Origin of the sequence: Polymorphospora sp. NPDC050346 (genome assembly GCF_040655695.1) — a bacterium.
Taxonomy (GTDB): Bacteria; Actinomycetota; Actinomycetes; order Mycobacteriales; family Micromonosporaceae; genus Polymorphospora; species Polymorphospora lycopeni.
On record NZ_JBFAKM010000008.1, the window covers coordinates 146,291 to 170,750 of the forward strand.

Below are 24,460 nucleotides of genomic sequence, written 5' to 3' on the forward strand. Positions count from 1 at the left end.
CCCGACGCGCGGTGACCGGTCCACCCCCATCGGACCCGGACCCGCGGTCCTCGAGTCGTGCCCGTCCACCCGCCCGTCCGGCGGGACCCCGACCACGGTGACGTTCGTGTCGTCCGTGGTGGCCGTGGGTCCCGGTGGTCACGGCGGCCGTCATCCACGCCACCGCGTGGCATCCACGGTGTCGAGTCGGACAGCGAACCAGATCCCGACTCGGTCGCCGAGCGCCCCGAATCACCCCACCTCCCGTCCCGCGATCCCGCGCGGCCATCTCCACAGTCCTAAAAGGACAGACGTGAAAGGTTTGCCGGACATGCCAATCCCACCCACCAGCCACGGTGCGCCCGGTCGCCGCCTGAGACCACCACCCCGCCGGACGACCGCCGGCCGGTTGCGCCGCCCGCTGACCGCCCTCGTCGCCGCGACCGCCCTGCTGCTCAGTTCCGCACTGGCCTCCACCCCGGTGAGCGCCCGCCCGGCCGGCGACGACAGCCGGCCGCAGCAGCGCGAGGCCCAGGTGCTCACCTGGACGGCCGGCAACGACGTCACGACGTACACCTCGGCACCCGCCGTCGCCGTCGCCGGCCCGGCCACGCTGGTCTTCGAGAACAGCGCCGCGACCGGCAACACCAGCGGGATGCAGCACACCCTCACGTTCGAGACCGGCGACCCCGCCTACAACCGGGACGTGAACGTCGACATCCTGGCCGACCCGTTCGACGCCAACGGCGGGCGGTGGACGGTCGACGTGGTCCTCACCCCCGGCACCTACCGCTACTTCTGCGCGATCCCCGGGCACGGGCTGATGAACGGCCTGCTGATCGTCACCGACGAGAGCGGTGAGGACACCACGCCGCCGACGGTGACCGCCTCGGTCGCCGGGCAGCAGAACACCAGCGGCGCCTACGTCGGGGCGGCCACCGTCAGCCTCACCGCCACCGACGGTGAATCCGGCGTCGACACCGTCGAATACTCCCTCGACGGCACCACGTACGCCGAGTACACCGCCCCGGTGACGGTCAACGAGCCGGGCCAGCACACGCTGCGCTACCGGGCCACCGACCTGGCGGGCAACACCTCGACGCCGGGCTCGGTGTCGTTCACGGTGGCGCCTCCGCCGGACCCGGACACCACGCCGCCGACGGTGACCGCCGCGGTCGCCGGCACCCAGGACGAGAACGGTGCCTACGTCGGCTCGGCCACCGTCACGGTGACCGCCACCGACGACGACTCCGGCGTCGACACCGTCGAGTACTCGCTCGACGCGGGCGTCTACACCGCCTACACCGCACCCGTCACGGTGAACCGGCCCGGCTCGCACACGCTGAGCTACCGGGCCACCGACAAGGCCGGCAACACCTCCGACGCCGGGTCGGTCACCTTCATCGTGGTGATCGGCGGCGGCGACCCGGAGTGCGCGGTGCTCGACACCCGCCCGTCCGTCTGGCTCGGCACGCTCAACAGCGGGGTGGCGAACCGGCTGGTCGGTACCGGCTGCACCATCAACAACCTGATGGCCAGCGAGCGGTCCTGGTCCAACCACAACGAGTTCATGCAGCACGTCCGGGCGGTCGCCAAGGGGCTGCGCGACCTCGGGGTGATCAGCAACGCCGAGCGGGTCAAGCTGATCGAGACCGCCTCCGCATCGGCCGTCGGCAAGTCGGAAACGCACACCGGCTACCGGTCGATCCTGGACCGGTCGGGCTCCTCGTTCGACCAGTGGGAGCACGTCGGGGCGGGCGGCTTCACCCGTAACGCCGACGGCTCGATCACCAGCCGTCCGGTCGCCGGCCTCGGCATGCTCTGGTTCCCGATCCGCACGTACGGGGACTTCTCGCTGAAGTTGCAGTGGCGGGACGACGCGCCCGGCGACGCCCGGGCCAACAGCGGCGTCTTCGTCCGCTTCCCCGGCGTGCACCAGCACCCGAGCGAGCCCCGCCCGGAGTGGGTCGCGATCAAGTACGGCCACGAGATCCAGGTCTTCGACAGCCCCACCGGCGACCGGTACAAGACCGGTTCGGTGTACGGCTTCGACGGCGTGGCCCTCGACGGCGCGGGTGTGACGCCGAAGGGCACCTGGAACGAATACGAGATCCGGGTGGTCGGCCAGCACTACTCGATCTTCCGTAACGGCGAACTGATCAACGAGTTCGTCAACACCCCGGGCGCGGTCTTCGACCCGCCCCGGGCGGACGATCCGGGCGGTGCCGGCCGGGAGCGGACCCACGGCTACATCGGCCTGCAGGTCCACGGCGCCAACGACATCGTCAGCTACCGCAACGTACGGGTCGCCCCGCTGACGCCGTGAGCCGACCGGTGGTGGTGCGCCGTGCCGCACCGGCGGCGCACCACCACCGGCGGCGACCGGAACACCCGCCGGCCGGCACCGTACCGGCCGCGACCACGCCCCACCCGCCGACCCCGGTCGGCTCAGGATTGGAAACGACCTTGACGACAGAGACGATCGAAGAACGGTCCAGACCGGCCGGCTTCCTGGGCAGCAGTGCCAGCCGGGCGGCGATGGTCCTGGCCGTCCTGCTGGTGACGTTCGCCGGCGCCGGCACGGCCTTCGCCCTCAACAACAACGCCACCCCGGTCGCCGCCGGCCCGCACGACGGCAAGCGGCCCGAGGGCTGCGTCGCGCCGGACCGCCAGTTGCAGATGTACGCGGTGGAACTGCCCCGCGACCCGGTGACCAACCAGATCCGGCTCGGCTACGGCCTGACCCCGGAGACGGCCTCGTACCCGGGCCCGACGATGGAGATGATCGAGGGCGAGTGCCTGGCGATCACCCTGCACAACCAGGTGTCGGCCGAGACGCTGTCCCAGCTGCGCACCAACCCCACACACCCGCTCGGCGTCTCGCTGCACGTGCACGGCGTGAAGTACACCCAGGACTCCGACGGCACCGTGCACAGCGGGTCGTTCGTGGCGCCCGGCGAGTCGCGGACCTACACCTGGTACGCCAAGCCGCGCAGCTCGCGGACGGGTTCGCCGGGCACGGCGGGCTACTGGTGGTACCACGACCACGTGGTCGGCGGCACCCACGGCACCCAGGGGCTCAACTCCGGCCTCTTCGGCGGCCTGGTGGTACGCCGGCAGGGCGACGTACGCCCGGACCGCACCTACGTGACCGCCTTCGGCGACCGGCAGAGCATCAACCTGCGGCGCGGGGCGGCCGCGGACAACTGCGACCTGGAGAACCCGGTGCCGGGTCCGGCCTGCTTCGTCGCCAAGGTCGGCGAGCGGGTCGAGTTCATCGTCATCGGCATGGGCGACGACATGCACACCTGGCACGTCCACGGACACTCGTGGGCGGACACCCGTACCGGGGTGGTGGTCGGCGACAACAAGGCGCTGGTCGACTCGATCCCGGTGATCGACAACAAGACCCTCGGCCCGGGCGACTCGTTCGGTGTGACGATCACCGCCGGTGACTCGGTGGGTCCGGGGCACTGGATGCTGCACTGCCACATGCAGTTCCACTCCGACCTGGGCATGGCGACCACGCTGCACGTCCTGGACGAGAACGGGCAGATGCCGCCGGGTGGCCACCACCACCGTGACGCCGCCAACCGGCTGCCGCTGACCGACGGCGGCTCGACCGGCGACGCCCCTGCCGCCGGCGGCGACCAGTCCACCGACCCGCACGCCGGCCACCGCTGATCCGTCCGTCCCCACCACCCCCGGCGTGACCCGCCGACCCCCGTAAGGAGCAGGAATGGCCGACAGACGCCATTTCAGGATTCCCCGACCGACAAGACCGATCCGTCCCGCCGTCGCGGTCGCCGCGGCCGCCACCCTGCTGGCCGGCATGCTGACCGTCCCGGCCGCCACCCCCGCCGCGTCCGCGGCGCCGCCCACCTGGGGCAACCGGGTGGTCAACGTCCTGGTGTTCCACGGACCCGCGGCCGAGCAGGCCGACCCGGTGAACCGGGCCACCAACATCATCCGCAAGCTCGGCAACGAGCACGGCTTCTACGTCCACCAGTCCGCCGACCCGAGCGTCTTCAACCCCGAGAACCTGGCCCGCTACCGCAGCGTGGTCTTCCTCTCCGCCAACGGGGTGACCCTCAACGACGCGCAGGAGGCTGCCTTCCAGGCGTACGTCAAGGGCGGCGGCGGGTTCGTCGGCGTCCACGACGCCGCGTACGCCCAGCCGACCTCGGAGTGGTTCACCGGCCTGATCGGCACCCGGCCGGCGCCCAGCCTGCCGCCGTCGGAGAAGGTCGTCGAGGCCACCGCGAGCGGCAACAACCCGCCGAACGAGACCGCGCAGCACGCCTTCGACGGTTCGACGGGCACGAAGTGGCTGACCCGTACCACGACCGGCTGGCTGACCGGCAAGCTGGCCGAGCCGAAGGTGATCAGCCGGTACGCCCTGACGTCGGCCAACGACTCCCCGGGCCGCGACCCGCGCAACTGGACCCTGCGTGGCTCGAACGACGGGCAGAACTGGACCGACCTGGACAGCCGCAGCGGGCAGACGTTCCCGTCCCGGTTCCTGACCCGGCAGTTCTCCTTCGAGAACACCACGGCCTACCAGTACTACCGGCTGGACATCACCGCCAACAGCGGTGAGCCGATGATCCAGCTCGCCGAGCTGTGGCTCATCGGCGCGGAGTCCGGGCCGGCACCGGAGAGCCAGGTCCAGGAGGCCAAGGTCAACGTCACCGACCGGAACCACCCGGCCAACGACGGACTCCCGCTCACCTGGACCCGCTCCGACCAGTGGATCAACTGGGACCCGAGCCCGGTCGGCCGCGTGCACACCATCGCCCAGGTCGACGAGACCAGCTACAACCCCGGCCTGAGCGGCAACGGCCCGTTCCACCCGATCTCCTGGTGCCACGACTACGACGGTGGCCGGTCCTTCTACACCGGCATGGGCCGCACCGAGGCGAGCTGGACCACCGACACCCGGTTCCGCGACCACCTGCTCGGGGCGATCCAGTGGACCGCCGGCACGGTCCGTGGCGACTGCAAGGCGACGATCGCCGCCAACTACCGGGTCGAACGGCTCACCACCACCAACCAGTCCGGCCAGATGGACCAGATCGGTGAGCCGCACGGCCTCACCATCGCCCCGGACGGCACGGTCTTCTACATCGGTCGGGGCGCCTGCGCGTCCGGCCCGATCGTCGACTGGGCGAACGAGAACGTCGGCCGCGGCTGCGGCACCATCCACCAGTGGGACCCGCGGACCAAGCAGGTCAAGCTCCTGACCACGCTGGCGGTCATGGGCAACCGGGGCAGCGGCAGCGAACTGGTCAAGAACGAGGAGGGCCTGCTCGGCATCACCCTCGACCCGAAGTTCGCCGAGAACGGCTGGGTCTACGCCTACTGGATGCCGCACGAGTCGATCGACCGGGAGAAGCGGATCGGTCAGCGGACCATCTCCCGGTTCACCTACGACCGCGCGGCCGCCACGATCGACCAGGACACCCGCAAGGACCTGCTGAACTGGGACACCCAGATCCACAGCTGCTGCCACGCCGGTGGCGGCATGACCTTCGACAACGACGGCAACCTCTACGTCGGCACCGGTGACAGCAACTCGTCCGGCGGCTCCAGCGGCTACTCCGGCAACAACTGGACGCAGGAGTACGCGGGCATCTCCTTCCAGGACGCCCGCCGCACCTCCGGCAACACCAACGACCTCAACGGCAAGATCCTGCGCATCCACCCCGAGGCGGACGGGACGTACACGATCCCGCAGGGCAACCTCTTCACCGGGCAGGAGGAAGGCGGGGGCAAGACCCGCCCGGAGATCTACGTCATGGGGGTCCGCAACCCGTCCCGGCTCGCCTGGGACCCGGTCAACAACTGGCTGACCGCCGCCTGGGTCGGTCCGGACGCCGCCGCCCCCAGCCCCGAGCTGGGTCCGGCGAAGTACGAGACCGCCACCATCATCACCTCCGCCGGTAACCAGGGCTGGCCGTACTGCATGGGCAACCGGCAGCCGTACCGGGACCGCAGCAACACCGACGCGACGACCCTGACCGGCTGGTACGACTGCGACAACCTGAAGAACGAGTCGCCGCGCAACACCGGCCTGGTCAACATCCCGCCGGCCCGGGACAACATGATCTGGTACTCGCCGCAGGGCGGCGGACCGGTCTACCCGACCCGCAACGACGGCAGCGGACTGCCGTCGTACGTCACCGGCGAGGAGACGTTCACCCGTCCGTTCCTGCGGGGCGGCGGCCAGGCCGTCATGGACGGGCCGACCTACCACCGCTCGAAGGTCGACACCAACAGCGGGGTCGCCTGGCCGGCGTACTGGGACAACAAGTGGTTCATCGGTGACCAGTCGAACTCCGGCAACCGGGTCGCGGTCACCGTCGACCCGGCCAACGTACCGAGCCAGGGGGCGCCGGCCTTCGCCGAGGACCTGCGGGCGATCATCCCGGGCGGCAGCGGTGGCGCCCAGCTCCAGTCCTGGATGGACGCGAAGTTCGGCCCGGACGGCGCGCTCTACATGCTCGACTACGCGAGCGGCTTCTTCAGCCTGCACAGCAACCAGAAGCTGATCCGGATCACCTACCACGGCGGGGCGGAGACGCCCGGCCCGGAATACGCCTCGGCCCGGGTGACCGACCCGAGCCAGCCGCGTACGGTGCAGTTCTCCAGCCACCGGGTCGGCGGCGTCGCCTGGGAGTGGACCTTCGGCGAGGGCAACCGGACGTCGAACCAGCCGCACCCGACGTTCACCTACAGCAAGTACGGCACCTACCAGGCCAAGGTGAAGGTCACCTACGCCGACGGCGAGGTCGCCGAGCACACCGTCCAGGTCGACACCGGTTGTGTCGCACCCGACTCCCGCGAAACGGTGTGGCTGCTCGACAGCGACACCGAGGTGGCGAACCGGGAAGTCGGCGGCGGCTGCACGATCAACGATCTGATCGACGACGAACGGGAATGGCCCAACCAGGGCTCGTTCACCAGCCACCTCGACGAGCTGGTGGCGGCACTCACCTCCACCCGCGTGATCAGCGCCGAGGAGGCGGCCGCGCTGCGTGCGGCCGGTGCCGCGTCGCCGATCGGCCGGACCGCCGGCTACAAGCCGCTGTTCGACGGTACGGCGTACTCGCTGGCCGACTGGCGGCAGGCGCCCGGCGGGTCGTTCAAGGTGCACCCGGACGGCACGATGAGCACCTCCGGCGGCCTCGGAATGCTCTGGTACGCCAAGGAGGAGTTCGCCGACTACTCGATCAAGCTGCGGTTCCGGGACAGCTCACCGGGCACCGTCCGGGCCAACAGCGGCGTCTTCGTGCGGTTCCCGGACCCGCGTACGCCGCTGGAGGAACGACCGGCGGGCAGCTGCGGAACCATGGGCTCGGCGCGTACCTCGCCGGCCTGGGTGGCGATCTTCTGCGGCCACGAGATCCAGCTGTACGACGGGGAGACCGGCGAGACCCAGAAGACCGGCTCGGTCTACAACTTCCAGCCCAACAATCTAGAGCAGGCCCGGACCACCCCGAAGGGGGAGTGGAACGACTACGAGATCCGGGTCGTCGGACAGCGCTACACGATCATCCGCAACGGCGTGACGATCAACGTGTTCGACAACGTCCCGGGCAAGCAGTCGTCGCGGGCCGGTGACCCGTCGACGGATCTGCGCCAGTTCACCAGCGGCTTCGTCGGGCTGCAGAACCACGGCAACAACGACGTGATGGAGTTCCGCGACGTCAGGGTGCGCAAGCTCTGACGGACCGGCGGGTGCCGGGTACGGGCGGCGGCCCGTACCCGGCACCACCGTGTGTGGGTCCTGTTCGGATTCGCGGCTAGGCCGTGAACCAGTCGCCGCGGACCTGCGGCGAGCCGGTCGGCACGCTCGGCGACGGCACCGGATTGTGCGCCCAGCGGACCGCGTTGGCCAGCACCCGCCGGATCTGCGGATGGTGGTAGACCGGGTAGAGCTCGTCGCCGGGGGAGAAGTAGAAGATCCGGCCGTTGCCGCGGGTGAAGCAACAACCGCTGCGGAAGACCTCTCCGCCGGTGAACGAGCTGACGAAGACCAGCTCGTCGGGTTGGGGGATGTCGAAGAACTCCCCGTACATCTCCTGCTGCGGAATCTGGATGGGGTGCGGCACCCCCTGCGCTATGGGATGGGTCGGGTTGACGGTCCAGACCAGTTCCCGTTCGTCGGCCTTGCGCCAGCGCAGGTTGCAGCTCGTCCCCATCAGCCGCGTGAAGATCTTGGACAGGTGGCCCGAGTGCAGCACGACCAGGCCCATGCCGGCCAGCACCCGCGCCTGGACGCGGGCGACGGTTTCGTCGGTGACCCGGTGGTGGGCCTTGTGGCCCCACCACAGCAGCACGTCGGTGTTCTCCAGCAGCGGCTGCGGAAGACCCTGGCCGGGCTGGTCCAGCGTGGCGGTGGTGACGGTGGTGTGGTCGCCGAGCAGGTCGCGCAGCCCTTCGGCGATCGTGGTGTGCAGTCCGTGCGGGTAGATCCCGGCGACCGGGCCGCTTCGCTGCTCGTCGGTGTGTTCGTTCCAGACGGTCGCGCGGATGGCTTCTGACACCGGGTCGGCTCCTTCGACTGCCGCTCGTCACGGCTGCGGGTGTGCGGGCTTCAGGTACGTCCGGCCCACCGGGCACCCAGGCGCTGCCGCATCGCCCGGGCGCTCGCCCGGTATCCGATGGCGTCGGCGGCATGGCCGAGTTCGCGGTAGACCTCGGCCAGGGTGTCGAGACTGTTGACGAGGTCGGGGTGGTCGGTGTCGAAGAGGCGCAGGCGCATGGCCAGGCCCTCCTCGGCGTGCCGGCGGGCCGGTTCGAGATCGCCGAGCATGCGTTCGTCCTCGGCGAGATTGTTGAGACTCCGGGCGACGTCCCGGTCGTCGGGCAGGTGTCCGCGGCGGCAGAGCCCGCGCCGGATGTCGAGCGCCTCGCGGTCCAGCGGGTGTGCCTGGGCCGCCTCCCCGCATCCCCGGTGGTCGCTGGCGAGGCTGGTGAGGCTACGGGCCAGGTGCTCGGCGGCGTTGTCGTCGCCGTCGGTGGACAGGTCCCGGCGGACCCGCAGGACGTGCGCGTCGAGGACGAGGGCCCGGCGGAACTGCCTCATCTCACGCAGGTTGTAGGCGACGTTGTGGTAGCCGTCGGCGAGTTCCGCGAGGCTGAGCCGGCCGGCCCGGTGGAGCCGCCGGCGGATGCCGAGCGCCTCCCGGTGGAGGTGGAGGGCCGCCTCGGGGCTGATTCCGGTACGGAGCAGGTAGCGTGCGGTTCCCAGCAGCAGGTCGGCGCGTTCGCGGGTGTCGACACGCTGCTCGCGTACCTGCCGCAGGACCGCCTGGACCCGGCCGAGCAGCGGGGTGCAGGTCGACCAGTCGGCGGGATCCAGCGGATCCCGGGGAAAGACCGTGATCAGGTGGCCGGGAGAACTGGTGACGCTCAGCTCACGGCCGATGGTCCGGGCGGTACGCAGCACGCCCAGGCCGTGCCGCAGGCCGCGGCAGAGCCGGGTGACCGGACGGAGTTCGGTGTCGTGCAGGATGTCGTGCAGGACGGCGAGCCATTCGGCGACCTGGTCGTCACGGATCTCCCTGGGGATCTGCCGGGGCAGGCGCCGGGCGGCGAGGCGGACGGGTAGCTCGGGCAACTGTTCCAGCCGGCCCCGGATCTCCTCGCTGGCCAGGTCGCACAGCACGGCGACGATGACGGCGGCCAGCAGGGCCCACACGATGTCGATTCCGTCGGTCAGTTGCTCGAGGAGCCCGCTCATCTACAGCCCTTCTCCCGAGGGTGCGATTGCCTGACTTGGCTCGGGCCCGGACCGGATGCCGGGCGTGGTGGCGCGGCGTTTTCCGTTTCAGACGTCGTCGGCGAGACGCGGGGTCCAGGCGGGACGTCCGTCCCGGTGGGGCGGCGCGTCCGATACCGCGGCCGTCGGTCGGAGCTGTTCGGTCAGCGTGACCAGTTCGCGGCGGGCGGCGTGCGTGCCCTGTGGGCTGAGCCGGTAGAAGTGGCGGGCCGGTCGGCCGGCGGTGACCGGGTCGATGTCCTCCGGCTCCCGGATGAGCCACCCGGCGCTCTGGAGGCGGGCGAGGATGGGGTAGAGCTTGCCGCTCGGGAAGCCGGTGAGCCGCATCAGCTCGTAACCGTGGTGGGGTTGGGCGACGTCGTCCAGGAAGATCCGCAGGACCCTCGCGACGGCGACGGTGACTCTGACGGTCATGAGTAAAAGGCTTACATAGGGTCGGAGAGGTGTCAACGGCCGTACACGACGGGCCGGGGTCGGGTCGCCCCGACCCCGGCCGGCGTGCCTACAGCGAGCGCTTGTTGAGCAGGCGGTTCGGGGTGCCCGACAGGCTGCCGGTCACCACCCCGACGGTGGCGTTGTTGACGATCCAGGCGTGCACGGTGGCCTGGCTCGCGTCGCCGTACGTCGCCTTGTAGAGCACCGCGATGCCGGCCGCGTGCGGCGTCGCCATCGAGGTGCCGTTCATGCTGCCGGTCCGGTTGCCCGGAAGGGTGGAGACGATCGCCGAGCCCGGTCCGTAGAGGTCGACGCACGGGCCGACCGAGGAGTAGGTGGCGCGGGCGTCGGTCGACGTGCTCGCCGCCACGACGAGCGAGGCGGTGAGGTTGCGCGGCAGCCGGTCGCAGGAGTTGCCGCCGGTGTTGCCGGCCGAGGTCGCCAGGAAGACGCCGGCGTTCATCATGTTGGTCAGCGCGGTGGCCAGGGTGGCGCTGTACGTCATGTTCCACGAGGTGTTGGCCACGGCCGGCTTGATGTGGTTGTTGGTGACCCAGTTGACCGCGGCGACGGCGCCCGCGGTGCTGCCGCCGCCGGCGCAGTTCAGCCACTTGACGCCGTGCAGCCGGACGGACTTCGCCACGCCGTACGAGGTGGCGCCGATGGTGCCGGCGACATGGGTGCCGTGGTTGTTGCAGTCGGTGTTGTTGGTGTCGACGGAGTTGAAGTCGAACGAGGCCCGGCCGCCGAAGTTGGGGTGGGCGGGGTCGACGCCGGAGTCGATGATGTACGCGTGCACGCCGGCGCCGGTCGCGTTGTAGGTGTAGCTGGCCGACAGCGGAAGGTTCGTCTGGTCGATGCGGTCGATGCCCCAGGACGGCGGGTTGGTCTGGGTGGCGTCGAGCACGTTCTCGTGCCAGGCGTTCTGCTCGATGCTCACCACGTCGGAGCTGTGCGACAGCTCCTTGACCTGGGCGGAGGTGAGGTCGGCGGCGAAGCCGTTGACCCCCTTGCCGAAGTTGACGCTGGCGTTGGCCTTCAGGGCGCGCAGGGCGACGGACGGGTCGGCGCCCTCGCGGAACGTCACGAGGTAGGAGCCGGGGATCAGGGTCGTGTGGCGGTCGACGGCGGGGGCGGTGATCGGGACCGCCGCCGCGCGGTAGGTCGCGCCGGCCGCGGCCTGGGCGGGGGCTGGCAGGGCCACGACGGTGGCCAGTGTGGTGGCGGTGGCGGCGGTGAGAGCGAGCAGGCGTGGGCGCCAGGACCTCGTGGGGGGCACTTATCCTCCCGAAAAACCGGACGTCGTACTGATTTACGACGGTGAGTGTCGAGAGAATACATAGATAACGTTACATGAATCAATCCGTGGTGCGCGGTGCCGGCCCAGGTGCGGCCTTCGGCGCGGGGCGGATCGCCGGTCGCCGCGCGGATAATGATTTGCGGATCTCACTACGGAATGTAGCGTCCACCGCGCGCAGAGCCGCCCGTACGGCGTGGCTGGAGTACGTCTCACGAGGGGCGCGTCGGAGCATGACAGTCGGGCGGACCACGACGACGCCGCCGCGCAGCCGGGGCGGGGCGGTGCTGATCGGCGCCCTGGTGGTCGACTCCATCGGCAACGGGTTGTTCCTGCCGCTGGGACTCATCTTCTTCACCCGGGTCACCGACGTGCCGCTCGCCCTCGTCGGCGTGCTGCTCAGCGTCGCCAACCTGATGCAGTTGCCGGTCCCGCTGGTCGCCGGGGCGCTGGCCGACCGGTTCGGGGCCCGCCCGCTGGTCGTGCTGGCCCAGGTGTTGCACGCGGCCGGCTACCTCGCCGCCGGGCTGGTGACCGGCCCGGCCGGCATCCTGGTCGCGGCCGTGCTGACCGCGCTCGGCGTGCGGTTCTTCTGGTCGACGATCTTCACCCTGATCGCCGACTACGTCGACGGCCGGCCCGGCACGACGAGCAGGGACTACTGGTACGGCTGGGCCAGCATGTCACGGACCGCCGGCCTGGGCATCGGCGGCGTCCTGACCGGAATCGTCATCGCCAGCCCCGGCACCGACGCGGACGTCTTCCGGATGATCGCGTTCGGGGCGGCCGCCTGTTTCGCGGTCGCGGCGGTGGTCATCGCCGTCGCCGTACGGGCACCGGGGGGCACGGCGCACGGTACGGCGACCCTGGCGGGCTACCGTGAGTTGCTGCGCGACCGGCCCTACCTGGGGCTGATCGGGGTCAATGCCGTCTTCGCGCTGTCGACGATCATGCTGGCCCTGGCCCTGCCGACCGTGGTGGTGATCCAACTCGACGCGCCGGCCTGGCTGGTGTCCGGCATCCTGGTCGGCAACACGGTCGTGGTGTCGCTGGTGACGGCGCCGGTCGTGCTGCGGCTACGGCCGTACCGGCGCACCCGCGTCCTCGCCGTGGCGGCGCTGCTCTGGGCGTCGTGGAGCGTGCCACTGGCGGTCCTGCGGCCCGGACAGTCGTGGTGGGTGGTGCCCGTTCTGGCCGGCGCGACCGTGCTCTACACCGCGGCGTCGGTCGTGCACGCGCCGGTCTCGGCGGGCCTCGCCGCGGCCGCCGCACCGCTCGCCACCCGCGGCCGCTACCTGGCGACCTTCCAGTACTCGTTCACCCTCGCCGAGATCGTCGGCCCCGGCTTCTTCACCACGCTCTTCGCGATCCGGCACGGGCTGCCGTGGCTCGCGCTCGCGGCGCTCAACGGTCTCGCGGTCGTGGCACTGCTGGCCCTGGAGCGGCGCCTGCCGGCCCCGGCGCTGCGCGACGGATGACCGCGCCGGACGCCCGGTGACGGCGCCACAGGGCCGACGACCACGGCGCCACCCGCGACGGTGCCGCCGGCCGGAACGGCCGGCGGCACCGGCGCACCGTCAGTCCGTGCCCAGCATCGCCCGCTCGGCCGCGGTGAACGTCGGCCCGTCCGGCGCCGGCCGGCGCGGCCCGAGCAGCGTCGCCAGGGCGACCCGCGGCCGGACGAGCCGGTTCGCCTTCGCCGAGAGGGTGAGCACCTCGACGAGTTCGCGGGCCACGTCCGGCCGGTCCAGGGCGGTCCGCATCAGCCGGGTCTGGTAGCGCCACAGCATCCGTTCGGCCCGCCCGGGTGGGCGGCCACGCGCCCCGGGAAACCGGACGTCGGTGCCGGTGGCGTGCTCCCACGCGGCCGACGCGGTGGCCGCGATCCGGCGCTGGACCGTACGCGCCAGCCCGGTCCGCGGCCCGGCCCCGGCCAGCGCCGCGCCGAGGGCGGCGGCACCGTGCGCGGCGACCGACATGCCGTGGCCGTACACCGGGTTGTAGCTGGCGACGGCGTCGCCGAGGACCACGAAGCCGTCCGGCCAGGCGGGCAGGCGTTCGAAGCGGCGCCGGCGGTTGGCGGTGCTGTTGGTGACCGTGACCGGGCCCAGCGGTTCGGCGTCGGCGATGAGGTCGGCGACGACCGGGTGCCGCATCCCACGGGCGAAGGCGACGAAGTCCCGCTCGTCGGCCGACGGCCGGCCACCGCGGGTGCCGGAGAGCGTGACCAGCCACCGGCCGTCCTCGATCGGCATCAGGGCGGCGGTCTGGCCGGGCCGGTCCTGCCCGGGGTCGGCCTGGATGTTCACGATCGGGAACCGGTGCGCCGCCGCGGCCGGGGCCCGGAAGACGCGGGTCGCGTACCGCAGTCCGGAGTCGACGACGTCCTCGGCGACCTCGGGCACGCCGAGCGACCGCAGCCAGTGCGGGGCGCGGGAACCCCGGCCGGTCGCGTCGACGACCAGCCCGGCGTCCAGCGTCCGCCCGGTGTCGTCGGCCAGGTCCTCGACGCGTACGCCGGTGACCCGGCGGTGGTCGCCGCGCAGCCCGGTCGCCTCCGTACGGTCCACCAGGCGTACCCCGGGCAGGGCGAGCACCTGCTCGCGGACGACCCAGTCCAGCAGCCCGCGGCTGCAACTGATCACGAAGTGGTCGCTGGTCCAGCGGGGCAGCCAGCCGCCGGGAAGCAGCATGACGTAGCCGTCCGGCAGCCCGATCCGGTGCGCGCCGGCGGCGAGCCACCGGTCGGTGGTGCCGGGCAGGAGAGACTCGATGATCCGGGCGCCGCTCGACATCAGGACGTGGGCGTGCTGGCCCTGGGGCAGGCCGCGCCGGGGCCGTGGTCCGGGTTCGAGCCGGTCCCGTTCGACGACGGTGACCTCGCCGATGTGCGGGTGCCGGGCGAGTACGGCGGCGGCGAGCAGACCGGCGATCCCGGCGCCGAGTACGACGGCGGGTGTGGTTGCCATGGCTCATCTCCGTTCGAGGACTGGTCGGTTCGGGTCGCCGTACGCCGGGGTCTCGTCGCCGAGTTCGGCGGTCAGCCGCGACAGCCGGTCGAGGGTCTGGTCCCGGTGCTGGTCCAGCCAGCCGGCGCGGGCGGTCACACAGATGGCGCCGGCGATCTGGCCGTAGCGACGCAACGGCACGGCGAGGGTGTTCCAGCCGGCGACCGGCGACGGGCCGTAGGTGTGGCCGGTGCCGGCCCGGCCCCGCCCCCCGGTGTCCGCCCCGCCGCGCCGGCCGTTGCCGGCCGGGCCGCCGGCCGCCATGTGCGCCAGGATCAGCCGGCCGGGCGCGTCGACGGTGAGCGGGGCGCAGAACACCATGTCGGTGGCGAGCAGCCGTTCGGCGTCGCTGAGCAGTTCGTCGTGCTCGGGGGCGAAGTACGCCAGGCAGTACCGCATCGGCGGGTCGAGGACGAGGGGAACGTAGAGCAGGACGGACTGGCCGGTGCTCTCCTGGAGTGCGGCCAGGCCGAGCCGGATCCGGCGGGAGACGGCGAGCGGCAGGCTCACCGGCACGGTCGGCTCCTGTGTCGCGGCGCCCTGGTCGCGCCACCTGATCAGGGCGTACCGGCCGCGCTGGGCCTTGGTCACGGTCCCGGCGCGGATGCCCGCCTGGAGGATGCGATGGGCGGTCGACGGGCCCAGCCGGGCCTGGGCGGCCACGTCACGCAGCCGGTGCGGCCCGGGGCCGAGCGACTCCAGGGCATCGAGAAGCTCGAAGACCCGGTCGTTTGAGGTTCGTGCGAAATCTAGGCCCATCGTCACGCTGACGTTCTCCTTACGTACTGATGTGTTGAGTGGGCGCGTGGCCGGCCGCGACGGCGGCCGGCCACGCCGCCCGTGCCGTGCGGTCAGAACATTCCGTTGGGGACGCGGGCCGTTTCCGGTACGGGCTGTTCCACGTCCCAGTGCTCGATCAGCCGCCCGTCCTCGATCCGCCACAGGTCGACGACGGCCAGGCCGGGACCGGCGTCGTCGCGCAGCCGCATGTGGTGGTGTACGGCGACCAGGTCGCCGTCGGCGAGGATCCGCTTGATGTCGGAGCTGCCGCCGGCGAAGGCGGCCTCGCGCAGGTGGTCGACGTAGGCGTCGCGGCCCGACGGCGCGTCGGGGCTGTGCTGCCGGAACCGCTCGTGGATGAGTTCGGTGACGGCGTCGAGGTCGCGGTGGACGAAGAACTGCTCGTAGAGGCGCCGGACGAGTTCCTTGTTGTGTTCGGGCGTGGTCATGCGGTGTTCCTTCCTTCGACGGGGGTTTCCCAGTGGACCGGCAGCCGGTGCAGGCCGTGGAAGTCCATTGAGTCCTTGATCTGCGGCGCCCGCGCCTCGTCGGCGAGACGCAGGCCGGGCAGCCTGCCCAGGAGGCCGGCGAGGGCCGTACGCAGCGTGGTGCGGGCGAGGTAGTGCCCGAGGCACTGGTGCGGGCCGAACCCGAACGCCAGGTGCCGGCGGGCGTCGGCGCGGGCCAGGTCGAGGGTGTCCGGTTCGGTGAACCGCCGCGGGTCGGCGTTCGCGGCCGGTAGGCCCAGGACGACGCCCTCGCCGGCCCGGACGATCCGGTCGCCGACCTCGATGTCGGCGGTCGCGACCCGGGCCAGCCCGAGCTGGATGATGCTGTGGAAGCGCAGCAGTTCCTCGACCGCGTTCTGCTGCCCCTGCGGGCCGGCGGCGAGGAAGTCCGCGCCGGCCGCCGGATCGTCCAGCAGGGTCCACGCGCTCAGCGCGAGCATGTTCGCGGAGGTGTCGTGGCCGGCGGCGACCAGCAGCACGAGGTTGTCCACCACCTCCTCGTCGGTGAGCCCGCCGGTGGTGACGAGCCGGCTGGCGAGGTCGTCGCGGGCCCGGCGGCGCCGGTCCCCGACCAGGTCGGCGACCAGGGCGGTGATCGCCGCGCTGGCCGCCGCCTTCTGCCCGGCCGAGCGGGTGCCGTCGGTGAGCACGTGGGTGTTGTGTTCGAAGACCTCGTGCGACTCGTAGCCGAGGCCGATCACGTGGCAGATGGTGCGCGAGGCGACCGGCAGCGCGAACCGTTCGACGAGGTCGGCCGGTACCGGCCCGGCCAGCAGGCCGTCGACGGCCCGGTCGACGATGCGGTCCAGTTCCGGTTGCATGCGCGCCACGGCCGGGACGGAGAACTCGGCGCCGAGGACGCGGCGGAGCCGTTCGTGCGCGGCGCCGTCCAGCCCGATCAGCGAACGGCTCAGCGGCGGCACCTCGACCGCCGACCCGAAGGCCGGATAGCCGGGGTGGGTGGAGTCGGAGCTGAGCGCGGGGTGCCGCAGCAGGCGCCGTACGTCGTCGTAGCGGGTGACGAGCCAGGCGGGGCGGCCGCCGGGGAGCACGACCGGGGTGACCGGTGCCTCCTCGCGCCACCGCGCGTACTCCGGTGGTGGCCGCAGCGGGCAGGACCGCTCGGCGGGATAGCGGTTCATGCGGCGGCTCCGGTGAGGGCCTCCACGTCGGCGGCGGCCCGCAGCAGGTGGTGGTCGCTGCCCGGGGCACCGACGAGTTGCAGGCCGACGGGATGGCCGGCGGCGGTCCGGCCGCACGGCACCGTGACGGCCGGGCAGCCGGCCATCGGGGCGAGGGTGGCGAGCGGCCAGACCGCGGCGGCCCGGTCCAGGTGCGGCCGGTCCGGGTACGGGCTCGGGCGGTCGGGGACCGGCCACGGCGGTACGCCGAACGTGGGGATGGCGAGGATGTCGTAGCGGCCGAGGAAGGCCGCCGCCGTCCGCCGGAACCCGGCCCGGGTCCGCCGGGCGGCGGCGAGGCGGTCGGCGCTGACGCCCCGGCCGGCGGCCACCTCGGCCCGCAGCACCGGGCCGACGGCGGTGCGGTGCCGGTCGACCCGGTCGCCGTGCAGCAGCGCGGCCCGGTGCGCCAGCAGGGTCAGGCACGCGTCGTGTACGCCGTCGACGCCCGGCGCGTCCGGCTCGACCCGGTAGCCGGCGTCGGGCAGCCGCTCGGCGGCGCGGGTGCACAGCCGCCGTACCTCGGGGTCGACGGGGACGGTGCCGCCGAGGTCGGCACTGAACGCGACCCGTGGTTCGCGGGACCAGGTGGGAGCCCGAACGGGTTCGGCGACCATGGCCGCGAACAGCAGCCCGGCGTCGGCGGCGGTGCGGGCCAGCGGGCCGTGGACCTCGAACCCGACCGGGTCGGTGGTGCCGGCGGGTACGAGCCCGGGCGTGGGGCGCAGGCCGACGACGCCGCAGAAGGCGGCCGGTATCCGGATCGAGCCGGCGGTGTCGGTGCCGTGCCCGCACCAGATCTCGCCGGCGGCGACCGCGGCCGCCGCCCCGCCGCTCGACGCTCCACAGGAGACAGTGGCGTCGACCGGGTTGGCGGTACGCCCGGACAGTTCGTTGACGGTGTCGGCGCCGGCGCAGAACTCCGGCAGCGCGGTCTTGCCGACGACGATCCCGCCGCGCCGCTCGATCCGTTCCACCAGCGGGTCGCAGCGGGTCGGCACGTTGTCGCGGTAGGCGGGGGAGCCGTACGTCGTCGGCACCCCGGCGACGTCGACGACGTCCTTCACCAGCACCGGCAGGCCGGCGAGCCAGGCCGGGTGCCCGGCCTCGGCGGCGTCCGCGCAGAGCCGGTGCGCCCGGGCCCGGGCGCGGGCCAGGCAGGCGGTGGTGAGGGCGTTGACGACCGGTTCGGCCTCGGCGAGGCGGACCTCGACCGCGTCGAGCAGTTCGAGCGGGCTCACCTGCCGGTCGCGGAGCGCCTCGACGACCCGTACGGCGCTCAGGCGCAGCAGATCATCCATTGCCGCCACCGGGAAGCGGCCACTTCGCGTGGGCGGCCCGGCGACCGAACTGGTGCACCTCGGTCCGGAAGCCGGCCGGGACGCGCCGGACGAGTACGTCCGCCGGGTGGTCGAGTTCGACGAACCGGAGGAACCGGGCCGACATCGACATCGGGGTGAAGTACGGGTCGCCGGACTCGGCGACGACCGCCTGCCGCATCGCCTCGGTCAGCAGCATGCCCGGGGTGTGGTCGGTGGGGTTGTCGAAGAAGTTGGCGTGCCCCGGGTCGATCCGCAGCCGGTAGGCCGTGCCGTCGGGGGCCTCCTCGCCGGGGGAGAGGACGACGTCACCGGGGGAGAGGACGACGTCGCGTTCGAGGGCCCGGCCGACGGTGCGCGCCGCGACGGCCGGGCCGGGGACGACGTCGGCGACCACGACCTCCAGCGGGTCGCGGCCACGGACCTTGAGGTAGCGGTCGGCGGGCGGCACGACCGCCTGTCCGCCGCCGCTGCCGACCAGGCGGCCGTCGCGGTACATCCGGCACGACACCTGCGTCTGCATGATCGTGTGGCCGTCGGGTTCCTCGTGGTCGCACTCGACGGTGACGACGAGTTCGGTCGGCTCGTCGGTGATCGTGAGCCCGTCCGGCTCGGCGGTGTAGTGCACCGAGCGCATGATCTGCATGGTGGCCAGCGGTACGTCGTCGAGGACGTGGGCGAGCAGCAGCGAGCCCTGCCGGAGGGTCTCCAGGACCAGCAGCGGGTCGTGCCGGGCCGGGTCGAGCAGGCTGTAGTAGCCGCCGAGGCGGGGCCAGACCGCGCCGGCGGTCACCGTCGTCGCGGTCCTGGTCCAGCTGGTGATCAGTACGGTCGTGGTGTCGCCCCGGTCGACCAGGGCGCGGGGCACGGTCTGGTCGAACGTGATGCCGGTGGTCATGCTGTCTCCTCCAGGGTGGTGGTCGGGCCGGATGCGGTGGTGACCGGGTCCAGGTCGGCGCTGACCGCGGCCGGGGTGAAACCGGTGCCGGTGTGCCGCAGGCAGACCGCGCCGTGCGGCGGCACCTCGACGGCGACGGCGGCGCCGCGCAGCGTGCGGCGGACGGTGACCGGCCGCGGGCCGAGGTTGAACACGAACATGGCCAGCGGCTGCCCGGCGGCGTCGACGTGGACGAACGCCACGGCCGGGTCGGTGTCGGGGTGGGCGTGCCGGGGCGGCGGGAGCAGCCGCAGCAGCGGCGTGCGGTCCGGCGCGTCCGGCCGGAACACCGGCAGCGGGCCGGGCGGGCCGCCGGCCGCCCCGGCGAGCAGCACCACCGGGTGGCCGGCGGCGCGGTGGTCGCGGATCAGTTCCGCCAGCCTCGGGTCCGGGCCGGCCGGCCCGACCGGTACGAGCCAGGGCACACCGGCAGCGGCGTCGGCCGCGTTCGTCTCGGTGACCACGTCGAGCTGGAACTGGTGCCGCTCCATCAGGTCGACGGCGAGCCCGGCCACGGTCCGCAGCGCGGGCGCGGCCGGGACGCCGTCGCCGGGCCACGCCTCGGCGCGGGCGACGGCCTCGGGGACCAGCAGGACGGCGTCGGCGGCGAACCGGGCGCCGGCCAGTCCGGCGTGCGGGGCGCGGACCAGGTCGCGCAGCGCGTGCAGGGCGTGCAGGTTGGCGCCGGCGGTGCCGTCCTCGCGCAGCGGGGCACCCGGGCAGTACGGCGGCGCGTAGTCCAGCGGGTCCAGGCCGTCGGCGCGTACGCCGTCGGGGGCGAGGTCGATCAGCGGACCCCAGTGCCCGGTGGCGCAGGCGGTGTAGACGCTGCAGCTGCGCGAGCCGAGCGCCAGTGCCAGCAGCGACTGGAACAGCGCGTTGCCGGGGCGGGCGAAGGCGGGGTCGGTCCAGGTGAATCCCCAGTTGTCCTCGACGTTGCTGGACCGGCGGGTCCGTACGCCGAACCAGTGCGACGCGAACGCGGCCCGGGACCTCGCCGGGTTGCCGACCCAGGCGGTGTAGCCCTCGCGCAGGCCGGTCTCGTCCAGCCGGGCGGTACGCAGCAGCCACGCCGCGGCGCCGCCGGCCGGGCCGTCCAGCGCCGGCAGGGGCAGGTTGACCGTCGCCACCCGGCGGGTTTCCGGGGACAGGTCGGCGGCGAGGTCGAGGTACCGCTCGCGCAGCAGTTCGCCGCCGTACCAGGCCCAGGCCGCCCGCAGCGGCGGTGGCCAGTCGGCGGGCCGGGTGTCGCGTACCGTGGCGGCGAGCGCGGAGCCGGCGGCCCGCAGCCGCTGCGCGAAGGCGGCGAGCACGGGGGCCGCGAAGTCGTGCGCGGTCGCCGGCCGGTTCGCGTCGCTGTAGATGCCCTCGTTGCCGATCTGGACGGCGACGACCGGCCCGTGCGGGGCGAGCGTACGCGCCAGGACCTGCCGGTCGACCGCGGCCAGCCAGTGCCGGACCTCGGCCCGGAACCGGGGGCAGGACAGGCTCGGCAGCGGCAGCCCCTGCGACGTGACCGGCCGGCCGGTCACGTCGAGGACGGCGGTGTACGCCGGGTCGGCGGCGGGGCTGACCCGGTCGGGCAGGCCGCCCAACTGCACCTCGGCGTGGATGAACGGCCCCGGCTTGAGCAGCACGCCCAGGCCGGCGCTCTGCGCGAGGGCGATCAGCCGCAGCAGGTCCCGCTGCGGTTCGCGGGCGCCGGTGAAGTCGTACCGGCGCGGGGCGACCTCGTGGAAGCGCCACGGCAGGTAGCAGGTGACGACGTCGATGCCGGCGTCGGCCAGCGCCGCCAGGTTCGGCCCCCAGCGGTCGGGGTCGGCGCGGTAGTACGGGTACTCGCCGTAGACGACCGGTCGGGGGCTCATCGGCCACCGCCGGTGGTGATGACGACCTTCATGCCGCTGTACTGCGCGGCCGTGCCCGGGGCGATGCCGAGGGTGTCGAGCGCGTCGGCGAAGTCGTCCAGCCGTACGTGGTGGCTGACGAGCCCCTCCAGCGGCAGGTCCCGGGCCAGTTCGACGGCGCGGACGAAGATGTGGCTGTTGTAGTCGCCGGCCCCGATGACGCTCAGCCCGCGCCTTAGCAGGTCGAGGGGGCGCAGGGTGGCGGCCGCCCGCTCGTGGAAGCCCATGACGACGATCCGGCCGGCGTCGTCGGCGATCTCGCAGGCCCGCTCGAGCAGCGGGCCGACGGTGTCGACGACGAGGGCCGCCGACCGGGCGGCGACCAGGTCGGGTTCGGTGACGGTGACCGCGCTGCCGGGGATGCCGGCGAAGTAGGTCCGCGCGGCGGCCCGGCGGTAGGGGTCGGGTTCGGCGAGCCGGGCCCGGGCGCCGGCGTGGTCGGCGAGCAGGGCGACCAGGACGCCGATCGGCCCGCCGCCGAGGACGACGACGTCGTCACCGGTCCGCAGCCGGCCCGCCGCCAGGTTGTTCATGACGCAGGCGAGCGGTTCGACCAGTACGGCGCGGTCGTAGGACATGCCGTCCGGCAGCCGGTGGAGGAACCGCTCCTCCAGCCGCAGGTGTTCGGCGAAGGCACCGTCGCGGTCGATGCCGATCTCGTTGCCGGCCTTGTGCAGGCAGAAGTTCAGGGCGCCGCGCCGGCACCACCGGCACAGGCCACAGTAGAGAGTCGGGTTCGCCACCACCCGGTCGCCGGGCGCGAGCGTGGTCACGCCGGCACCGACCTCGACGACCTCGCCGACCGCCTCGTGTCCCATGACCACACCGGGCACGGCCGGGAACTTCCCCAGCAGCACCCCGCGGTCGGTGCCGCAGAAGCCGGTCTGCACGACGCGTACGACGACGTCGTCGGGGGCGGTGACCCGCGGCCGTGGACGGTGGACCAGCCGCAGGGTGCGGTCCGGTTGCAGGACGAGGGCCTTCACGCGAATCCTCCGGAATGCCAGCGGATGTTGTCGAGCAGGGCGCGGTGCAGCGCCGGGTTGGCCGCCGCGACGCACGACCGCTGACCGGCCGGGTCGATGGCGAACAGCGGCATGTCGTCCAGCGGGGCGCCGTAGCCGTCGGTCACCGTGACCCCGGCTCGCCGGGCCAGGTAGACGGCGGCGGCGATGTCGTACGGGAAGAGGTGCAGGATGTTGCCCCGGCCGGCCCGGCGGAACGCGGCCTCGGTGCCCGGGTGGTCGCGCAGGATCCGGTTGCCGACGTCGACGAACGCGTCGAGCTGGCCGGTGACGATCCGGGTGATCGAGTACGAGGCGCTGTTGAACACGAACACCCCGCCGGTGTTCGCCGACGCGTCCACCAGGTGCTCGTACGCCTCGCACATCAGGCGCATCGGGTGCCCGTTGAACTCCAGCGACCAGAACATCCGGGTCAGGTCGGTGTTCGGGCTGAGCCGGGGCACCGGCCACGGGTAGCCGGCCGCCTCGACCCCGGTGGTGTCGTCGGCGTACAGCCACGCACCGGTCTTCAGCTCCAGCACGTGGGCGGCGGTCACGTCGCGCAGCGTCGGCCGGCCGTCGCCGATCGGTGCCGCCGCGATCGAGACGGTGCCCATCTCCAGCCCGGCCGACGCCGGCCGGGTGCCGTCGATCGGGTCGACGACGAGGACGTAGCGGGGGCCGGAGCCGGTGGTCCGGGTTCCCTCGTCCTCGGTGTGCAGCGCGACCGGGACGTGCGCGTGCCGGCACACGTATTCCCACACCGCCCGCTCGGCGACCTTGTCGATGTCGAACTGGGCGTCGCCGCCCGGCGCGTCGCCGAGGACCGCCCGCCCGCCGGCCGGAACGATCCCGGCGAGCGCGTCGCGCACCGCCCGTGCGGTGCCGGTGAGCAGCGCCCTCATGTGGCGACCTCGCGCAGCAGGGCGTCGAGGCGGTCGCAGATCAGGTCCGCCTCGTCGAGGGTGAGGATGAGCGGCGGGCGGATCTTCAGCACGTTGCCGTGGCCGTACCGGGAGGTGCGCAGGACCAGCCCGTGCCGCATCCCCCGCTCGGCCAGCTCGCCGGTCAGCGCCACCGCCGGCGCGTTGCCGGGCAGCACCAGCTCCACGCCGATCATGAGGCCGACGCCGCGTACGTCACCGATCGCGCGGTACCGCCGCTGGAGGTCCCGCAGCCGGGCCATGATGTGGTCGCCGGTGGCGCGTACGTTGGCCAGGAACTCCGGTCGCGCCACGATGTCCAGCGTCACGGCGGCGGCCGCGGCGGCCAGCGCGTTGGCGCCGTAGGTGAACGAGTGGTGGTGTGCGGGCAGCCCGGCCAGCCGCTCGCTGGTCAGGATGCCGGCGATCTGGGCGCCGCTGCCGCCGAGCCCCTTGCCGACGGTGATCGCGTCCGGCTCGACGCCGAAGTGCTGCGCCGCGAACATCCGCCCGGTACGGCCGATCCCGGTCTGGATCTCGTCGAAGATGAGCACGATGTCGTGCCGGTCGCAGAACTCCCGCAATCGCGGCAGATAGCCGTCCGGCGCCACCACGTTGCCGCCGTTGCCGGAGATGGGTTCGACGATGACGGCGGCGACCTGGCCGCCGCTGGCGTACTCGAGGAAGTCGTCGATCCGGTCCACGCACATCAGCGCGCAGCTCTCCCGCCGCTGCCCGTAGAAACAGCGGAAGCAGTACGGATCGGGAACCTGCACCGAGCCCGGATAGAGGATCGGGAACGGGGCCTTGCGGAATGCGTTCCCCGACATCGACGTCATCATCATCGTCTGCCCGTGGTGGCTGCGGAAAAGCGTGACGACCTCCCGCCGTCCGGTCGCCCGTTGGGCCATCTTGACCGCGCCCTCGTTCGCCTCCGAACCGCCGCCGACCTTGAGGTGGACCTGCACCAGGTTGGGCGGCGACTCCTCGACCAGCCGCCGTACGGTGCGGCTGACCGGGTCCACCTGGAACGTCGAGGTCGTGTGGATGAGGTTCGCGGACTGCTGCCGGATCGCCTCGATTACCGCCGGATGCGAGTAGCCCAGGCTGAGGTTGAACGTTCCGGAAGCGCAGTCGATGTACGCCCGCCCGTCCTCGTCGTACAGATAGATTCCCTCTCCGCGAACCATTCTGGTGTCGCTGACCGGGTAATAGAACGCGTCACGTATTGACGTATCCATTCCACCTCGATTCGGTATTCCAAAACCGCCCGTGGCGGCAATGCCCACCAAGCATGGGTACGGATAACAGTGATGTCAATGAATCATCTGGTTGTTCCGTGGGGCGCCGAAAGGGTGCGCGGAATTCCGCCAGCGGGAAGCATTCCATTCGTC

At 72.5% G+C, this 24,460-nt stretch carries 18 protein-coding genes; 4 read left to right on the plus strand and 14 right to left on the minus strand.

Annotated elements, in window-relative coordinates:
* Nucleotides 1-310: 310 nt before the first annotated feature.
* The 3 genes from AB0I42_RS11130 (at nucleotide 311) to AB0I42_RS11140 (ending at nucleotide 7,708) form a co-directional block, all read left to right on the plus strand.
* A complete protein-coding gene (locus tag AB0I42_RS11130; RefSeq protein ID WP_357536280.1) occupies nucleotides 311-2,305 on the plus strand; it encodes a family 16 glycoside hydrolase in 1,995 nt (664 codons plus the stop codon).
* A gap of 140 nt (nucleotides 2,306-2,445) precedes the next feature.
* Nucleotides 2,446-3,663: a multicopper oxidase domain-containing protein gene (locus AB0I42_RS11135; RefSeq protein WP_357536281.1), complete on the plus strand. Its 1,218-nt coding sequence runs from the start codon at nucleotides 2,446-2,448 to the stop codon at nucleotides 3,661-3,663.
* 55 nt (nucleotides 3,664-3,718) lie between these two features.
* Nucleotides 3,719-7,708 carry a ThuA domain-containing protein gene (locus AB0I42_RS11140; protein WP_357536283.1) on the plus strand — a complete coding sequence of 1,330 codons (3,990 nt, stop codon included), beginning with the start codon at nucleotides 3,719-3,721 and terminating at the stop codon, nucleotides 7,706-7,708.
* Between the two features lie 76 nt (nucleotides 7,709-7,784).
* Here AB0I42_RS11140 and AB0I42_RS11145 read toward each other — a convergent pair whose 3' ends face one another.
* From AB0I42_RS11145 to AB0I42_RS11160, 4 genes are all read right to left on the minus strand, one after another.
* Nucleotides 7,785-8,528 (minus strand): ThuA domain-containing protein, encoded by a 744-nt coding sequence (locus tag AB0I42_RS11145; protein WP_357536284.1) that lies wholly within the window; start codon nucleotides 8,526-8,528, stop codon nucleotides 7,785-7,787.
* A gap of 50 nt (nucleotides 8,529-8,578) precedes the next feature.
* The gene (locus AB0I42_RS11150) at nucleotides 8,579-9,727 is read right to left on the minus strand and encodes a tetratricopeptide repeat protein (RefSeq protein WP_357536286.1); all 1,149 of its coding nucleotides are present in this window, start codon (nucleotides 9,725-9,727) and stop codon (nucleotides 8,579-8,581) included.
* 87 nt (nucleotides 9,728-9,814) lie between these two features.
* Nucleotides 9,815-10,180 (minus strand): PadR family transcriptional regulator, encoded by a 366-nt coding sequence (locus tag AB0I42_RS11155; protein WP_357536287.1) that lies wholly within the window; start codon nucleotides 10,178-10,180, stop codon nucleotides 9,815-9,817.
* A gap of 88 nt (nucleotides 10,181-10,268) precedes the next feature.
* Nucleotides 10,269-11,480, minus strand: a complete 1,212-nt coding sequence (locus tag AB0I42_RS11160) for a S8 family peptidase (protein WP_357536289.1) — start codon at nucleotides 11,478-11,480, stop codon at nucleotides 10,269-10,271.
* Between the two features lie 251 nt (nucleotides 11,481-11,731).
* Here AB0I42_RS11160 and AB0I42_RS11165 point away from each other — a divergent pair, with 251 nt between their 5' ends.
* Complete coding sequence (locus AB0I42_RS11165; RefSeq protein ID WP_357536290.1) at nucleotides 11,732-12,976, plus strand: MFS transporter; 1,245 nt, start codon at nucleotides 11,732-11,734, stop codon at nucleotides 12,974-12,976.
* A 99-nt stretch (nucleotides 12,977-13,075) separates the two neighbouring features.
* Here the strand turns inward: AB0I42_RS11165 and AB0I42_RS11170 are convergent, their stop codons facing one another.
* From AB0I42_RS11170 to AB0I42_RS11215, 10 genes are all read right to left on the minus strand, one after another.
* The gene (locus tag AB0I42_RS11170) at nucleotides 13,076-14,467 is read right to left on the minus strand and encodes an FAD-dependent monooxygenase (RefSeq protein WP_357536292.1); all 1,392 of its coding nucleotides are present in this window, start codon (nucleotides 14,465-14,467) and stop codon (nucleotides 13,076-13,078) included.
* Between the two features lie 3 nt (nucleotides 14,468-14,470).
* Nucleotides 14,471-15,265, minus strand: a complete 795-nt coding sequence (locus tag AB0I42_RS11175) for a helix-turn-helix domain-containing protein (protein ID WP_357536442.1) — start codon at nucleotides 15,263-15,265, stop codon at nucleotides 14,471-14,473.
* Nucleotides 15,266-15,357: 92 nt separating this feature from the next.
* Nucleotides 15,358-15,735: a nuclear transport factor 2 family protein gene (locus AB0I42_RS11180; protein ID WP_357536294.1), complete on the minus strand. Its 378-nt coding sequence runs from the start codon at nucleotides 15,733-15,735 to the stop codon at nucleotides 15,358-15,360.
* On the minus strand, nucleotides 15,732-16,937 hold the full coding sequence (locus AB0I42_RS11185; protein WP_357536296.1) for a cytochrome P450: 1,206 nt from the start codon (nucleotides 16,935-16,937) through the stop codon (nucleotides 15,732-15,734). The genes AB0I42_RS11180 and AB0I42_RS11185 overlap by 4 nt, the downstream gene beginning before the upstream one ends.
* A complete protein-coding gene (locus AB0I42_RS11190; protein WP_357536298.1) occupies nucleotides 16,934-18,277 on the minus strand; it encodes an amidase in 1,344 nt (447 codons plus the stop codon). Before AB0I42_RS11190 ends, AB0I42_RS11185 begins: the two co-directional genes overlap by 4 nt.
* Entirely contained in the window at nucleotides 18,270-19,193 is a 924-nt protein-coding gene (locus tag AB0I42_RS11195) for a ScbA/BarX family gamma-butyrolactone biosynthesis protein (protein WP_357536299.1), read from the minus strand. Before AB0I42_RS11195 ends, AB0I42_RS11190 begins: the two co-directional genes overlap by 8 nt.
* Complete coding sequence (locus AB0I42_RS11200; protein WP_357536300.1) at nucleotides 19,190-21,100, minus strand: beta-galactosidase; 1,911 nt, start codon at nucleotides 21,098-21,100, stop codon at nucleotides 19,190-19,192. The genes AB0I42_RS11195 and AB0I42_RS11200 overlap by 4 nt, the downstream gene beginning before the upstream one ends.
* Entirely contained in the window at nucleotides 21,097-22,125 is a 1,029-nt protein-coding gene (locus AB0I42_RS11205) for an alcohol dehydrogenase catalytic domain-containing protein (protein WP_357536302.1), read from the minus strand. The genes AB0I42_RS11200 and AB0I42_RS11205 overlap by 4 nt, the downstream gene beginning before the upstream one ends.
* Nucleotides 22,122-23,048, minus strand: coding sequence for an inositol monophosphatase family protein (locus tag AB0I42_RS11210; RefSeq protein WP_357536304.1), 927 nt, complete (start codon nucleotides 23,046-23,048; stop codon nucleotides 22,122-22,124). Before AB0I42_RS11210 ends, AB0I42_RS11205 begins: the two co-directional genes overlap by 4 nt.
* On the minus strand, nucleotides 23,045-24,256 hold the full coding sequence (locus AB0I42_RS11215; protein WP_357536306.1) for an aspartate aminotransferase family protein: 1,212 nt from the start codon (nucleotides 24,254-24,256) through the stop codon (nucleotides 23,045-23,047). Before AB0I42_RS11215 ends, AB0I42_RS11210 begins: the two co-directional genes overlap by 4 nt.
* Between the last annotated feature and the right edge of the window lie 204 nt (nucleotides 24,257-24,460).